This window comes from Flavobacterium sp. KH_035 (assembly GCF_057839565.1).
Genome location: NZ_CM174492.1, coordinates 3,636,531 through 3,651,219 on the forward strand (window position 1 = coordinate 3,636,531; position 14,689 = coordinate 3,651,219).

General features: G+C 36.6%; 12 protein-coding genes. 7 read left to right on the forward strand and 5 right to left on the reverse strand.

Annotated elements, in window-relative coordinates:
* The first annotated feature begins 19 nt into the window (after nt 1–19).
* Nucleotides 20–937: an EamA family transporter gene (locus AC3IS6_RS14980; protein ID WP_489160483.1), complete on the forward strand. Its 918-nt coding sequence runs from the start codon at nt 20–22 to the stop codon at nt 935–937.
* Between the two features lie 622 nt (nt 938–1,559).
* Nucleotides 1,560–3,818, forward strand: a complete 2,259-nt coding sequence (locus tag AC3IS6_RS14985; RefSeq protein ID WP_489160485.1) for an acyl-CoA dehydrogenase family protein — start codon at nt 1,560–1,562, stop codon at nt 3,816–3,818.
* Nucleotides 3,819–4,075: 257 nt separating this feature from the next.
* On the opposite strand, the gene AC3IS6_RS14990 is transcribed toward AC3IS6_RS14985, so the two are convergent.
* Nucleotides 4,076–4,420 carry a 5-carboxymethyl-2-hydroxymuconate Delta-isomerase gene (locus tag AC3IS6_RS14990; protein WP_489160487.1) on the reverse strand — a complete coding sequence of 115 codons (345 nt, stop codon included), beginning with the start codon at nt 4,418–4,420 and terminating at the stop codon, nt 4,076–4,078.
* A 190-nt stretch (nt 4,421–4,610) separates the two neighbouring features.
* Here AC3IS6_RS14990 and susR point away from each other — a divergent pair, with 190 nt between their 5' ends.
* The 4 genes from susR to AC3IS6_RS15010 all read left to right on the forward strand — a co-directional run bounded on the left by susR (nt 4,611) and on the right by AC3IS6_RS15010 (nt 10,985).
* A complete protein-coding gene (gene susR / locus AC3IS6_RS14995; protein WP_489160488.1) occupies nt 4,611–6,254 on the forward strand; it encodes a SusR family glycan utilization regulator in 1,644 nt (547 codons plus the stop codon).
* Between the two features lie 210 nt (nt 6,255–6,464).
* Nucleotides 6,465–8,681, forward strand: a complete 2,217-nt coding sequence (locus tag AC3IS6_RS15000; protein ID WP_489160490.1) for a glycoside hydrolase family 3 C-terminal domain-containing protein — start codon at nt 6,465–6,467, stop codon at nt 8,679–8,681.
* 291 nt (nt 8,682–8,972) lie between these two features.
* Nucleotides 8,973–9,623: a DUF1349 domain-containing protein gene (locus AC3IS6_RS15005; RefSeq protein ID WP_489160492.1), complete on the forward strand. Its 651-nt coding sequence runs from the start codon at nt 8,973–8,975 to the stop codon at nt 9,621–9,623.
* 225 nt (nt 9,624–9,848) lie between these two features.
* Nucleotides 9,849–10,985: an acyltransferase family protein gene (locus AC3IS6_RS15010; protein WP_489160493.1), complete on the forward strand. Its 1,137-nt coding sequence runs from the start codon at nt 9,849–9,851 to the stop codon at nt 10,983–10,985.
* 116 nt (nt 10,986–11,101) lie between these two features.
* Here the strand turns inward: AC3IS6_RS15010 and AC3IS6_RS15015 are convergent, their stop codons facing one another.
* The 4 genes from AC3IS6_RS15015 to AC3IS6_RS15030 all read right to left on the reverse strand — a co-directional run bounded on the left by AC3IS6_RS15015 (nt 11,102) and on the right by AC3IS6_RS15030 (nt 13,940).
* A complete protein-coding gene (locus tag AC3IS6_RS15015) occupies nt 11,102–11,455 on the reverse strand; it encodes a hypothetical protein (RefSeq protein ID WP_489160494.1) in 354 nt (117 codons plus the stop codon).
* Nucleotides 11,452–12,303: a tyrosine--tRNA ligase gene (tyrS, locus tag AC3IS6_RS15020; protein WP_489160496.1), complete on the reverse strand. Its 852-nt coding sequence runs from the start codon at nt 12,301–12,303 to the stop codon at nt 11,452–11,454. Before tyrS ends, AC3IS6_RS15015 begins: the two co-directional genes overlap by 4 nt.
* A gap of 221 nt (nt 12,304–12,524) precedes the next feature.
* On the reverse strand, nt 12,525–13,631 hold the full coding sequence (locus AC3IS6_RS15025) for an NADH:flavin oxidoreductase (protein WP_489160498.1): 1,107 nt from the start codon (nt 13,629–13,631) through the stop codon (nt 12,525–12,527).
* Between the two features lie 6 nt (nt 13,632–13,637).
* Nucleotides 13,638–13,940 (reverse strand): ArsR/SmtB family transcription factor, encoded by a 303-nt coding sequence (locus AC3IS6_RS15030; RefSeq protein WP_489160500.1) that lies wholly within the window; start codon nt 13,938–13,940, stop codon nt 13,638–13,640.
* Nucleotides 13,941–14,156: 216 nt separating this feature from the next.
* Between AC3IS6_RS15030 and AC3IS6_RS15035 the strand changes: the two genes are divergently transcribed.
* Nucleotides 14,157–14,651: a TlpA family protein disulfide reductase gene (locus AC3IS6_RS15035; protein WP_489160502.1), complete on the forward strand. Its 495-nt coding sequence runs from the start codon at nt 14,157–14,159 to the stop codon at nt 14,649–14,651.
* The last annotated feature ends 38 nt before the right edge of the window (nt 14,652–14,689 follow it).

Sequence of the window (14,689 nt, forward strand, 5' to 3'; positions counted from 1 at the left end):
AACCTAAAAAGAATAACTTGTGAAAACAACAAAATATTATCTAGCGGCCATTACTTGTTTCGTCATCTGGGGATTTTTTAGCTTGGCATTAAAACCCATTCACGAGTATCCTTCTTTAGATATTTTATTCTATCGTGTTTTTAGCTGTAGCATTCTGATGTTGCTGATTGCCCTTACTTTTAAAAGAAAAAGAATCAAAGAAACAATCAATACCTTCAAATCATTACCTGCTTTGGAGAGACGCAGATCACTTTTGCTGAATATTGGAGGAAGTGTTTTTTTAATGGCAAACTGGTTTACATTCATTTACGTAATGAACCATGTTAGCGTAAAAGCGACCTCATTGGCCTATTTGGTTTGCCCGATTTTAACCACCTTACTGGCTTATTTTATTCTGAATGAAAAATTAAGTAAAACACAATGGATGGCTGTGGGGTTAAGCGTTTCGGGTTGTTTGCTTTTATCTTACGCCAATATTATGGACATGGTTTTTAGTATCGTGATCGGTTCTACTTATGCTTCCTATTTAGTAAGTCAGCGTATCAATAAGGGGTTTGATAAGTTTATTGTACTCACCTTCCATATTACGTTGGCTGCATTATTTTTACTGCCATTTTACCCTGCTTACAGCGGACCGGTTCCAACGGAATTTAAGTTTTATTTCTGTATCGAAACCATTGCAATTTTGTTTACCATTTTTCCTTTGTTCTTAAATTTATATGCACTTTCGGGAATCAATTCATCAACCGTGGGAATGCTTTTAAATATCAATCCTATGATTGCATTTTTGTTGGCTATTTTCGTCTATCATGAGCCAATCGGAAGTATACAAATCGTAGCTTATAGTATTGTTTTTCTTGCTGTATTGGTTTTTAATTCACATCATCTCTTTGCTATTAGGCAAAAGATACTGCAATATCCAAAGGTTCTGAAATAACATCAGGTACTTTATGTTTTTTATTGGTTTAAAATCTAAAGTATCCGAACCTTAACTGGATGTGTAAACAGGAATGAAGAATATTCATTCCTGTTTTTTTTTAGAATATGCACTCTTTTTTGTTTGCTTTTGCCCTTTCAGGGCGTAAACGATCATTTCTATCATTCATAGTGCTTCGCACTATGCTATGGCTAAAGCTCTTTCAGAGCGGCGATTTTCGAAAACTTGCTCCTTTGTGATGATTCACATTTGTGTATCAGTGTCCGAAATGAGTAAAAGAGGGCTGAAGGCCCAATAGCACAAGCATAGTGCAACGCACTATGATCTAAGTTATAGGGAAGTATTGCCCTGAAAGGGCAAAAGCCTAATTCCAAAGAAAAACAATTCTCTTATTCTGTATTGCAATTTTCCAAAACAAAGTTAAAATTACCACAATCTTAACAAGATATGTAAATAGGAATGAGTATTTTCATTTCTGCTTTTTTATGCAAAATACTGTGTGAAAAAGAGATTACACATTTTGTACTGATTGTAGGAATCGAAACTGATAGAAAAAGAGATTTACTGTGGTGTAATTTGTGGTAAAAAATGCACTTAACGGCACCTAAAACCCTATATTTTTATGAAAAATACCAAACTGCAAGCCTTTATCCCGTTGTTTTATTTAGTATGGTCTGATGATTTACTGACTCAAAAAGAGTTTGTCACCATTCAGAAATTTATCGATAACCTTATATGGCTTTCGCCGGAAGAGAAGCAAGAATTACTTTCAAGAGTTGATATTTCAAATCCGCCTTCGCGAAATGAACTCACACAATGGAAATTAGATATCGAGAAAGGCATTCAGAACAAAGAAGATATAAGATCGATTTTTGATATTGCTGTTGCTCTTTCCGAAAAGGACTTGGATATTTCCAGCTTAAAAACAAGTTTTGTCCAATTAGAAAATGACCTTGGAATTTTAGGCGAAGAAGCACTTCAAAACTTTAAGACAAAAGCAGGTTCTTTTACTGCAAACTCTCAGACCAACAGCGAGTTTGATGTTCAAAAAATTACAGCGCTTCTAAATGGTAAGGAAGCTGCTATCATCAATCGGGTAAAATCGCTCATTTCAAGACCTGAATTCGCTTACGAAACTTCGACAGATATTCACATTTATCGTCAGACGGTGTACAACTGGTGCAAGATACTGGCAGGAGAGAATCTGGGTAATATGGCATACCCCAAGCAATATGGCGGTGGAGAAAACATAGCCGATTATTTTGCGATTATGGAAACCCTAAGTTACCATGATTTGAGTTTAGTTATCAAATTTGGCGTTCAGTTTGGGCTTTGGGGCATGAGTGTTCAGTCATTAGGTACCGAAAAACATTATGCTAAATACTTAAAAGATATTGGAACGCTAAAAATACCGGGGTGTTTTGCCATGACCGAAACACATCACGGTTCTAACGTAAAAGGGTTAGAAACAACAGCAACTTACAATCATAATGATCAGACTTTTACCATTCACACCCCAAACAAAAATGCTCAAAAAGAGTATATCGGTAATGCCGCCGTCCACGGTCAGATGGCGACCGTGTTCGCAAAATTAATTATCGATGATCACGATTATGGTGTAAATGCATTTATCGTTCCATTAAGAGATACCGCCGGAATGACTTTAAAAGGAGTTACGATAGGAGATTGCGGACATAAAATGGGCTTAAACGGGGTAGATAACGGAACTATTAGCTTTGATGAGGTAGTGATTCCAAAAGAAAATATGCTGGATCGTTTTGCTTCCGTCAATGATAAAGGGGAATTTGAAAGTCCGATTCCAAGTGACAACAGACGATTTTTTACCATGCTGGGGACTTTGGTGGGTGGTCGAATTGGGATTCCTCGTTCTGCTTTGGCTGCGGCCAAATCCGGACTGACAATTGCCATTAGATACAGCGATCAGCGTCGACAGTTTGGTCCCGAAGGCGGATCGGAAGTTCCGATTTTGAATTATAGAATGCACCAGCGTCGATTGATTCCGCACTTGGCAAAAACATATGCTGTACATTTTGCCTTGCAGTATCTTACCAATCGTTTTCTAAACAGAACTGAGGCCGAAATGCAGGAAATCGAAGCGCTGGCAGCAGGTATGAAATCATATTCGACCTGGAGTACAAGAGATATACTGCAGGAATGCCGTGAAGCTTGTGGTGGAAAAGGATATTTGTCTGAGAACCGAATTGATGCTTTGAAAAATGACACTGAAATTTATACCACTTTTGAAGGGGATAATACCGTTCTAATGCAACTGGTAGCTAAAAACCGACTTTCTGAATTCAGAAAAGCTTTTGGAGAAATGGGGTCGTTGGGCATAATCAATTACGTGTATGAGAACGCCAAAACGGCTCTTACAGAGAAAAACCCAATTGCCACCAGAAAAACGGATGAGGAACATTTGTTGGACGCAGACTTTCATTTGCAGGCCTTTATTCACAGAGAAAAAACAATTCTGGCCTCAGCGGCACGTCGTATCAAAAAGCTTGTTGACGGAGGTTTAGAACCTTATGATGCTTTTAATGTAGTACAACACCAAATGATCGATGTTGCTCAGGCTTATTTAGAGCGAGTAGTACTGGAACAATTCCAATTGGCAATTCAATCCATAGAAGATACTAAGACAAAAGAAATATTAATCAAACTCAATCAGTTGTACGCACTGGCACAATTAGAAAAAAACAGAGCCTGGTATCTTGAAGACGGGTACATGGAAGCCGTTAAAACCAAAGCAATCCGTAAAATAGTCAATCAGCTTTGTTGGGATATCCGACCAGATGCAGTGGCTTTGGTTAATGCTTTTGATATTCCGGAGGGTTGTCTGGCAGCACCAATTGCAGTTTAGTTGTGTTTTTTAGGGTGAGATGTTGAATGTGGAGATGTAAAATGTAAAAAGTGTACAATAAATAGCCACAAATTCACGAATTTTTAGAGGAAACAGATTAGAAAAAATTCGTGAATTTGTGGCTGCCTTTTTTTAAAATTATAGTTTTTAAAAGTGTTAAATGGTTGTTTTGTTGATGATTAGGTATTTGTTTTTGCAACAACAAAAAAGTGTTTGTTATTAGTTTGGTTATATCATAAAGTACCTGAAATTGTTTTTTAAACCATAGCTTTATTGACATAACTGGCTTTTTCAAAATCCATAATATTGATGGAGATAATAGGAATTTCAGGAAGTATTTCGTTTAGTTTAGTGACAATTCCTTTTGACAAGGCTGCTTTTTGATCGGTATTTCGGCCTTCCAGAATGTAGCCGAAGACGTGGATAAAATCGTCTGAAGAATTTCCATTGTTGTAATAGGTGAAGGGATTGATACGAACCTTAATATCAGTAGGAACAAAAAGATTAGTAGCTAAGGCTGTATGGTAAACCTCTTGCATAATATCGTCTGCAGATTTTAGTCGAATTACATTTTCTGAGCAATCAATAACAAAGTGTGGCATTGGTGTATTATTTAAGTTAGAAAAAATGAAGTGCAAACAAATTTACGAAAATCCAATCGAGAATGGGTGCGGGTGTTTTTTTTGCCCCCCTCTTTTTTAACATAAAAGCTAAAGTTTAGGACTTCTAAATAATTCATTTTTCTATTTACACTTTCTTATATTTGCAAGTCTCATTATATTCCAAATCGGTTTGAAAAATTATCTATTGTTTTTTCTGTTCGTTCTTTTAGGAAGTCCCGTTTATTCATCGGACAGTACAGATGGTATTATCGAAAAGCTGAATGAAGCTTTAAAAAACAAAGGATATTATGTTCGTCTCAGAGAAGAACGCATTCAAAATTTCAAAAAAATCAAATCCGATGATTTAACGAAAGAGCAGGAGTATAATTACAACAAAAGTTTGTACAGTCAATACTTAAAATTCAATTCCGATTCGGCTATTTTATATGTCAAAAAGAACATAAAGATTGCCAAAGAACTTCAAAATGCCGATTTACTAAATCTGGCCAATCTGCAATTGGTAACCCTGTATTCTTCATCGGGAAAATATCGCGAATCTGAAGCCATTTTGAAAAGCATTCCTAAAAAGGAATTGCCAAAAAAACTGATTCCTAACTATTATATTGCGTATCGCGAGTTTTTGGAACATTATGCTGCCAATAGCTATGATATAAAATACATTGAGCAAATTATAAAATACCGTGATTCGCTGCTTACCGTTTTGGATCCTTCTACATTAAACTATCAGATTACCAGAATTCAGCAGAATATGTCGGAGAGAAAGTTTGCTGTAGCTGAAAAACAGCTGTTGGATTTGCTTAAAAATGCAAAGGAAGACCATCCGCAATATGCTATGATGACTTATCTTTTGGCAACGATCTATAAAAAAACGCAGCGGCTGGAGCTCCGAAAAAAATACTACGCCCTTTCGGCCACTGCCGATTTAAAAACCGCAAACAAGGACAATGCTTCACTTCAGGAACTGGCTTTAATTTTTTATGAAGCCGACGACGTTGATATGGCTTACAAATTAACCCAATCGGCTATTGAAGACACTTTGTATTGCAACGTTCAGTTTCGCACACTGTTAATGTCCGAACTCTATTCGATTATCAATACCGTTTACTTGGAGAAAGAGGCCAAAAGAAAAACAGAACTTCAATTGTATCTTTTATGCATCAGCCTGTTGTCAGTATTTTTGATTGTTGCGGTCATTTATGTCTACAAACAAATGAAAAAAGTATCGCGAATCAGGGGTGAACTTTATATTACAAGTCAAAAATTAGCGGAATTAAATAAAGATATTACGGAAACCAACAATCAGTTGCAGGAACGAAATGCTCAATTATCGGAATCCAACCATGTTAAAGAGGAATATATTGCACATTTTTTCAGTCTTTGTTCAACGTACATCAATAAACTAGAAAATTACCGAATTACTTTAAATAAAAAAGCAACAGCCAAGCAATTCGACGAAATCTATAAAATATTAAAATCAACCACCCTGGTCGATAACGAACTGGAAGAACTATACAAGAACTTCGATATGATCTTTCTGAATTTGTATCCCACTTTCGTAAAAGATTTTAACGCGCTTTTAATTCAGGAAGAACAGATCGTTTTAAAGCAAGGTGAACTCATGAATACAGAACTTCGAATTTTTGCTTTGATTCGCTTGGGGATTACCGACAGTGTAAAAATTGCAGCATTTTTGCGTTACTCTTTGAGCACGATTTACAATTACCGAACCAGAGCACGAAATAAAGCCGCAGTTTCCCGAAACGATTTTGAAGAAATGGTCATGAAAATTGGCTTAATATCATTGAAACTTTAAAAAATACATTTAAAGCTACTACTTTTTTTTGCTTTTTGTTTTTGTTAACTATTTGTTTTGTAGGTGTTTAGTTTTTTATTTCACTACTTTTTTTCATTTAAAAATCCAACACGAACTATAACGTTTTAGCTTTACAGTATTCTTAAAAAGAGAGATACTACTTCTACTTTCTTTAGATTGTAAATTAAATGCTTTAATAAATTTATAGTTATGTTTAAAAACGTTAAAACAATTGTTGTTTTACTATTGTTGGGTGCTGTCGGTGCAAGTGCACAGCATAAAATTCCGGTTTATTTAGATGATAAAAAATCGATTAATGAGCGTGTAGAGGATGCGCTTGCGAGAATGACAATTGATGAAAAAATTGCCATGATACATGCGCAGTCAAAATTCAGTTCACCGGGTGTACCTCGTTTGGGAATTCCAGAAAATTGGATGACTGACGGACCACACGGAATTCGTACCGAGGTTTTATGGGACGAGTGGGATCAGGCAGGATGGACCAATGATTCCTGTATTGCTTTTCCGGCTCTAACCGCACTTTCTGCCACATGGAACAAAGAGTTATCTTCGTTGTACGGGAAATCAATAGGAGAAGAAGCACGTTACCGTAACAAAAATGTACTATTAGGGCCAGGAGTTAACATCTACAGATCACCATTAAACGGCCGAAACTTCGAATACATGGGAGAGGATCCTTTCCTAACTTCAAAAATGGTTGTTCCTTACATTAAAGGAGTACAAGCAAACGGAGTGGCAGCCTGCGTCAAACATTTTGCCTTAAATAATCAGGAAACAGGACGTAATTCGGTTAACGTAATTGTTGACGATCGCGCTTTATACGAAATTTATTTACCGGCTTTTAAAGCTGCAGTTCAGGAAGGAGATGCCTGGGCAATAATGGGTTCTTACAATAAATATAAAGGACAACACTGCTGCCATAACGAATTTTTACTAAACGATATCCTTCGCAAAGAATGGGGATTCAAAGGAGTTGTAGTGTCTGATTGGGGAGGAGTTCATGATACCAAACAGGCGATTTACAATGGTTTGGATATGGAATTTGGTTCCTGGACAAACGGACTTTCGTGGGGAACCAGCAATGCCTATGACAATTACTTCTTGGCAAAACCCTATTCAACTATGATTGCAAAAGGCGAAGTAGGGACAAAAGAATTAGACGAAAAGGTACGCCGTATTTTACGTTTGTCATTTTTAACCACAATGGATAAAAACAGACCTTTTGGTTCTTTTGGAACAGAAGAACACGCCAAAGCAGGTTTAAAAATTGCCGAAGAAGGAATAGTGTTGCTTCAAAACAACAATAACATTTTACCAATCAATCTTTCTAAAACAAAGAAAATTGCAGTAATTGGAGAAAATGCGATCAAAATGATGACCGTTGGAGGAGGAAGTTCTTCATTAAAAGCGAGATACGAAATCACTCCTCTTGAAGGATTGAAGAAAAGAATTGGGAATCAGGCAGATATCGTTTATGCTCGCGGATATGTTGGTGATCCAACAAGTAACTATAATGGAGTAATAGCAAAAGTAAGTCTTGAAGACAAACGCTCTCCTGCCGAGTTAACCGCTGAGGCTTTAAAAGTAGCTGCAACTGCCGATGTAGTTCTTTTTATAGGAGGTACAAATAAAAGTGACAAACAAGATGCTGAAGGTTACGACCGTCTGGATTTAGGTCTATCTTATGGTCAGGATCAGTTGATAGCAGAATTGATTAAAGTAAATAAAAATATCATTTTTGTAAATATTTCAGGAAATGCAGTGGCAATGCCATGGGTAAAAGAAGTTCCTGGAATTGTACAAGGTTGGTTCTTAGGTACAGAAGCCGGAAATGCTTTAGCGGCTGTTTTGGTAGGAGATGTCAATCCTTCAGGGAAGTTATCGTTTACTTTTCCGGTAAAATTATCAGATAACGGAGCTCATGCATTAGGTGAATTTCCGGGCGGTGATGACGTAACGTACAAAGAAAGCATTTTTGTAGGCTACCGTTGGGCCGACAAACAAAAGGCAAAACCATTATTCTCTTTTGGTCATGGTTTGAGTTATACTACTTTTCAATATGGAAAAGTAACAGCCGATAAAAAACAAATGGGAGTCGGAGATCAGATCACTTTTTCGGTAAAAGTTAAAAACACCGGAACAAGGGAAGGTTCAGAAGTAGTTCAGCTTTACATCAGCGATTTAAAATCTTCATTACCGCGTCCGATTAAGGAATTAAAAGGCTTCGAGAAAATTTCGCTTCAGGCGGGAGAAGAGAAAACAGTGACTTTTACCATTGATAAAACAGCACTTAGCTTTTTTGACGATAAAAAACACGACTGGGTGGCTGAACCGGGAGCTTTTGAAGCCATCATCGGAGCATCTTCTACGGCTATAAAATCTAAAGTGAGTTTTTCACTTCAATAATTTCATGTTTCTAAAAATGGTTGGTTGTAAAGCTGCAAGTGTAAAAATTTGCAGCTTTACTTTTAGGAATACTGTTGGGTGTAATTATTAAAAAAATAACACATAGAAACATAGTTTTTAGCTGTACGAAGAATGAAAAAATAGAAACATATTTCTTTCACATAGAAAAACTAGGTGTATTTAAATGAAGTGAAACGCCTTTTTACCGGATAGAGAATCTATGTCACTATGTGTTAAAAATGAGTTTTACCCAATAAGTTAAATAAAAAATCTATTACTTAAAATACTACTATGAAAAAAGTTATACTAGGTGCCATCACTTTGTTTTTAGCGCAAAATCTTTCGGCACAAAGCCTGAACAAAATGCAATGGTTTAACGAACCTGAAAAATGGGAAATTAAAAACAATACTTTGATTATGAATGTCACGGCAAATAGTGATTATTGGCGCATTTCGCATTATGGTTTTACCGTTGACGACGCACCATTTTATTATGCTACCTACGGAGGAGAGTTTGAAGCCAAAGTAAAGTTAACCGGCAATTACATCGCCCGTTTTGACCAAATGGGACTCATGCTTCGTATAGATGAAAAAAATTACATCAAAACCGGAGTTGAATTTGTAGATGGAAAATTTAATATCAGCACTGTTGTCACACACGATAAAAGTGACTGGAGCGTGACCACTTTAGAGAAAGCACCACCATTTGTATGGATAAAAGTTGTGAGAAGACTGGACGCCGTTGAAGTCTTCTTTTCATATGATGATAAAAACTATATTTTGACCAGAAATGCGCCTTTGCAGGACAATACTCCGGTTATGGTAGGACTGATGGCTGCATCACCTGACGGAAAAGGTTTTGAAGCCAAATTCGAAAATTTTAAAGTAACCCATTTACCGGACCAACGCAGACTGGAATGGCTTAAAAAGCACCAGGAATAGTAGCGTTAAAAACCAATTTTCTAAGAGTTCAAATTCCAAATTTCAGCTGGAAATGAATGAAGAAAGGATTTTTCTTATCCTATTAGGATTTGCTGTAACTATTGTAACAAATAACCAGACTTTCTTTAGGATTACAAGCTTCAATCCGCCAGCCTGTTAGGGAAATATTGCTATTTTAGCTTCCACCAAAAAATTATCTAACCTTTTAACAACCAAAACTATTTTATGAATTCAAGTTCAATGGAAATTAAACCCAAAAAACATTATGAAATTTTAGACGGCTTACGTGGGGTAGCCGCAATTTTAGTCGTTATTTTTCACGCCTTCGAAGCTTTTAATGAAGGAAGCCGATTTAAACAGCTTATGAATCATGGTTACCTGGCTGTCGATTTCTTTTTTCTTTTGTCAGGATTTGTAGTAGCTTATGCATACGACGATCGCTGGGAGAAAATGTCGCAATGGGAATTTTATAAACGACGTTTAATCCGCTTACAGCCCATGGTTATTATGGGAATGGTCATTGGAGCACTGCTGTATTACCTTCAGGCCTCAAATGTCGCTTTTCCTCAAATTGCCACAATGCCAGTCTGGAAATTAATTTTGGTGATGCTGGCCGGTTTTGTACTGATACCGCTTCCGCCATCAATGGAAATTAGAGGTTGGGGCGAAACATTTCCGCTTAACGGGCCGGCATGGTCCCTTTTCTTTGAGTATATTGCCAATATCCTATATGCGTTATTCTTTCGTAAATTTTCAAATAAAGTGCAGGGCTTTTTAGTGTTGGTTTTTGCCGGAATGCTCGTTCATTATACCGTTTTCGGCCCTAAAGGGGATGTTATTGGCGGTTGGTCTCTAACGATGCAGGAATTATATGTTGGATTTACCCGTTTGTTGTATCCTTTCTTTGCCGGAGTTTTACTTTCCCGTTTGGGAAAACTGATTCATATCAAAGGTGCCTTTTGGGTTTGCAGCGTTTTGATTATAGTTATTTTTAGCATCCCGAGGCTTGGTGATGAAAACAGTTTGTGGATGAATGGCTTGTATGAGTCAGTTTGTATCATTTTGCTGTTTCCGTTAATCGTGGCTATAGGAGCAGGAGGGGAGATTAAAAATCCACTTTCGCTTAAAATCTGTAAAGCTTTAGGGGACATTTCGTATCCAATTTACATTATACACTATCCGCTGATTTATTGTTATATGGCTTGGGTATTTGAAAATAAAATCCCGTTAAAGGATGGTTATGTGGTCGGAATTGGTGTTTTAATTTCGAGCATTGTAATCGCTTACCTGTGTCTGAAATTTTATGACGAGCCTGTTCGCAACTGGCTTCAGAATAAGTTTCAAAAAAGAAAAGTTTCTTAAAAAGAGGTTCAGAGTTGCAAAGGTTCAAAGGGACAGAGGTAAAACCTTTGAACCTTTGTCGCTTTGAACCTAACCAAAAGGGACGAAAACAGTACTGTTTTCATCCCTTTTGGTTTTTATAATAATTCATAGAAATTTCTCTTTCCGATTTTGATTTTTGTTTCTTTTTGCAACGAAATTATTTCAAATGGGTTTTGAATTTTTTCATGATTAATCTGAACTGCACCGCTTTCAATCAATCTTCTGTTTGCGGATTTTGTAATATCATTTTTAATTAAAGAGCAAAGATCAATTAAGGTTATTTGACTCGACTCCGTTTTTAAAGAAGATATTATAACCGGGACAAATGATTTCGCTTCAAAATTCTTATTTTGAAATTGATTAATGAAGAATTCTTCAGCTTGTTCAGCGCTATTTTTATTATGGTATTGCGTGATAATGTTTTTCGCAATCAACTTTTTAATATTCATTGGATTATCATTTCCATTCTTTTCTTGATTTCTAGCTTTTCTTCTGGTGAAAAATCGGTTGTTAATTCCAAGAACTCTAAAATAAGAGCATCAGGAATCGACATCGTTTTGCCAAATATTTCGTTTGGTTTATCAGTTAATCCAATTGTATTGTGCAATGATTTACTCATTTTTTCTTTTCCATCAAGACCTTTTAACAATGGCATGCACATTACGATTTGTCCGGGCATTTTAAAATTTTCCTGTAATTGTCTTCCCATAGTACAATTGAATAACTGATCTGTGCCTCCGATTTCGATGTCAGCATTGATTTTTACGGAGTCAAAACCTTGTAAAATTGGGTAAACCAATTCATGCATTGCAATTGGTGTGTTCTCTGTAAATCTTTTGTTGAAATCATTTCTATGCATCAGTTGAGCAACCGTAACATTCGACATAATCTGAATTATTTCAGAGAAAGATAATTCGTCCAGCCATTCTGAATTAAAAACGATTTTTGCTTTTTCGACTTCAATAATTTTCGCCAATTGCAAAATGTAAGTTTCGGCGTTGTGCTTTACTTCTTCAATACTTAATGGTTTTCGGCTTTTGTTTTTTCCAGTAGGGTCACCAATTCGGGCAGTAAAGCTTCCTACTACAATAACAATTTGATGTCCTAAGTCCTGAAATTGTTTTAGTTTTTTTAAAACAACAGCATGTCCCAAATGCAGATCAGGAGCGGTTGGATCAAAACCGAGTTTGATAATTAATTTTCGGTTTTCTTTTTCAGCAAGATTTAGTTTTTCTTTTAAGCCATTTTCAGGAAGAAAGATTGCGGTGTTTTCTTTTAGTTTTTGAATTGTTTTCATTTTTTTTAAATAAAAAAGCCCGGACAAAAATGCCCGGGCTTAAAGGTTGATATATAATTTATTCTTTAATTTATAATCGCGAATACGTTGAATTATATGCATAGCCTCTCCGAGCAAGTATTATTGCATAATAATAAGTGCTGAAAAAAGGAAGGCGTAATATGCTGTTCAATGATTTCATTCGACTGCAAATATAATTTTTTAATTAATAACTTTTAAATTTATTCTAAAACCAATTGTCCTAACGCTTCTTTGCTAAAACCTTTTAATTGATCAGTATGGCCTGCTTTGATTTTTGCAACCCAGTTAGGATCAGATAAAAGAGGTCTTCCTACTGCAACCAAATCAAAATCGCCTCTGTCGAAACGTCTGTTTAATTCTTCTAAAGAAGTTGGTTCAGAACTTTCTCCTGCAAAAGCGCCAAAGAAATCGCTTGAAAGTCCAACAGAACCTACTGTAATAGTTGGTGCTCCGGTAACTTTTTTAGCCCAGCCTGCAAAATTTAAATCAGACTCTTCAAATTCAGGTTCCCAGAAACGACGTTGAGAACAGTGTAAAATATCTACTCCGGCATCCACTATAGGGTTAAGCCAGGCCTCTAATTCCTGTGGGTTTTTAGCCAGTTTATAATTGTAATCAGAAGGTTTAAACTGAGAGAATCTCATGATCACAGCAAAATCGTTACCGACTTGTCTTCTGATTTCTTTTACAACTTCAATAGCAAAGCGGCTGCGTTCCGGTAGTGTTTTTCCACCGTAAAGATCAGTACGTAAATTGGTTTCGGTTCTGAAGAACTGGTCAATTAAATAACCGTGTGCCCCATGAATTTCGATGGTATCAAAACCAAGTCTTTTGGCGTCGGCAGCTGCTTTTCCAAAAGCAATAATGGTATCTTCGATGTCTTTTTCCGACATGGTGTTTCCGTTGCTGAATCCAGGTCGGTTTAAGCCTGATGGACCTTCAAAAGGTACTGGTGGAACCCAGCCTGAATGATGATTGTCCATAATTCCCATATGCCAGATTTGCGGTCCCATCTGACCACCGGCCGTATGCACTTCTTCGATTACTTTTTTCCATCCGTTTAAGGCTCCATCGCCATAAAAATGAGGAACATTTGCGTCGTTTGAAGACGAAGGTCTGTCAATAACAGTTCCTTCGGATAATATTAACCCAACTTCACCTTCAGCTCTTTTTTGGTAGTAAGAAGCTACTTCGTCAGTTGGAACTCCGTTTGGAGAAAATGAGCGCGTCATAGGCGCCATTACGATTCGGTTTTTAAGATTTAACGTTTTTAAGTTAAATGGCGAAAACAGGTTGTTTGTACTCATAGTAATTTACAAATTAGATTGAATTAATTTACTAAGTGCTTCAAAGGCACCTTCGTTGCGTTTATAATAAGTCCATTGTCCAACGCGTTTTGCCTCGATAAATCCGACGCGTTGTAAAATAGACAAGTATTCGGATACTGTGGATTGCGTAAGCCCGGCTTTGGCCTGTATTTGGCCCACACAAACTCCATGTTCAAATCCTGAGTGCTGGAGCTGATCCGGAAAGTTAATTTCGGGTTCTTTTAGCCATTCCAACATTTGTAATCTGGACTTGTTTGACAAGGCTTTAAAGATTTCTATAGATTCCATAGGGCAAATATATCGACTTTTCCCGATATACCAATTTAAAGAAAGTTATTTAGCATAATTTTAAGAGCAGGGGAGATAATTTGTAGCAGAAGTATTTATATTTGTTTTTACTTTCTTGGCTCAGGTTGCAGAATTTTTAGAAGGAAATATTCTGTGATTCTTTGGTTTTTGAGAGACTTTTTAAAGATAATAACCCCAAATTTATCCATAATGATTATGAAAAAAACACTACTTATTTTGGGCTTCCTATGCTGTGCCGTCACGAGTTCGAAAGCTCAGGTGGTAGGAACCGACATTGGCGACATTGCTCCCGAAATTGACCTGCCGGATCCAAAAGGAAATAATATCCCACTTTCTTCCTTAAGAGGAGAGCTTGTTTTAGTTGACTTTTGGGCATCGTGGTGCGGTCCCTGCATAAAAGAGCAGCCTGAATTGATAAAACTTTATAACACTTATTCCGGTAAGTTTTCTATTTACAGTGTTTCAATGGATACGAAAAAAGCGCTTTGGTTAGGAGCTATTGCAAAGCAAAAATTGGCATGGACACAGGTGAGTGACTTAAAATACTGGAATTCACCTGCTGCAAGCGATTACATGCTTCAATCGGTTCCTTTAAACTTTCTGATAGATAAAAACGGAATCATACTGGCAAAAAACATTCACGGAAATGCGTTGAATGAAATGCTGAAAAGTTTACTTACTGCTCAGTAAAAATAGAAACTTTGAGAATGGTATTGTTTTAAGAAAGA

Coding starts and splice junctions, on each gene's coding strand:
- AC3IS6_RS14990 (WP_489160487.1), bottom strand. CDS start 4,420: ATGCCACACTTTGTTATTGATTGCTCAGAAAATGTAATTCGACTAAAA.
- tyrS (WP_489160496.1), bottom strand. CDS start 12,303: ATGAAAACAATTCAAAAACTAAAAGAAAACACCGCAATCTTTCTTCCT.
- AC3IS6_RS15000 (WP_489160490.1), top strand. CDS start 6,465: ATGTTTAAAAACGTTAAAACAATTGTTGTTTTACTATTGTTGGGTGCT.
- AC3IS6_RS15025 (WP_489160498.1), bottom strand. CDS start 13,631: ATGAGTACAAACAACCTGTTTTCGCCATTTAACTTAAAAACGTTAAAT.
- AC3IS6_RS15005 (WP_489160492.1), top strand. CDS start 8,973: ATGAAAAAAGTTATACTAGGTGCCATCACTTTGTTTTTAGCGCAAAAT.
- AC3IS6_RS15010 (WP_489160493.1), top strand. CDS start 9,849: ATGAATTCAAGTTCAATGGAAATTAAACCCAAAAAACATTATGAAATT.
- AC3IS6_RS14985 (WP_489160485.1), top strand. CDS start 1,560: ATGAAAAATACCAAACTGCAAGCCTTTATCCCGTTGTTTTATTTAGTA.
- AC3IS6_RS15030 (WP_489160500.1), bottom strand. CDS start 13,940: ATGGAATCTATAGAAATCTTTAAAGCCTTGTCAAACAAGTCCAGATTA.
- AC3IS6_RS15015 (WP_489160494.1), bottom strand. CDS start 11,455: ATGAATATTAAAAAGTTGATTGCGAAAAACATTATCACGCAATACCAT.
- AC3IS6_RS15035 (WP_489160502.1), top strand. CDS start 14,157: ATGAAAAAAACACTACTTATTTTGGGCTTCCTATGCTGTGCCGTCACG.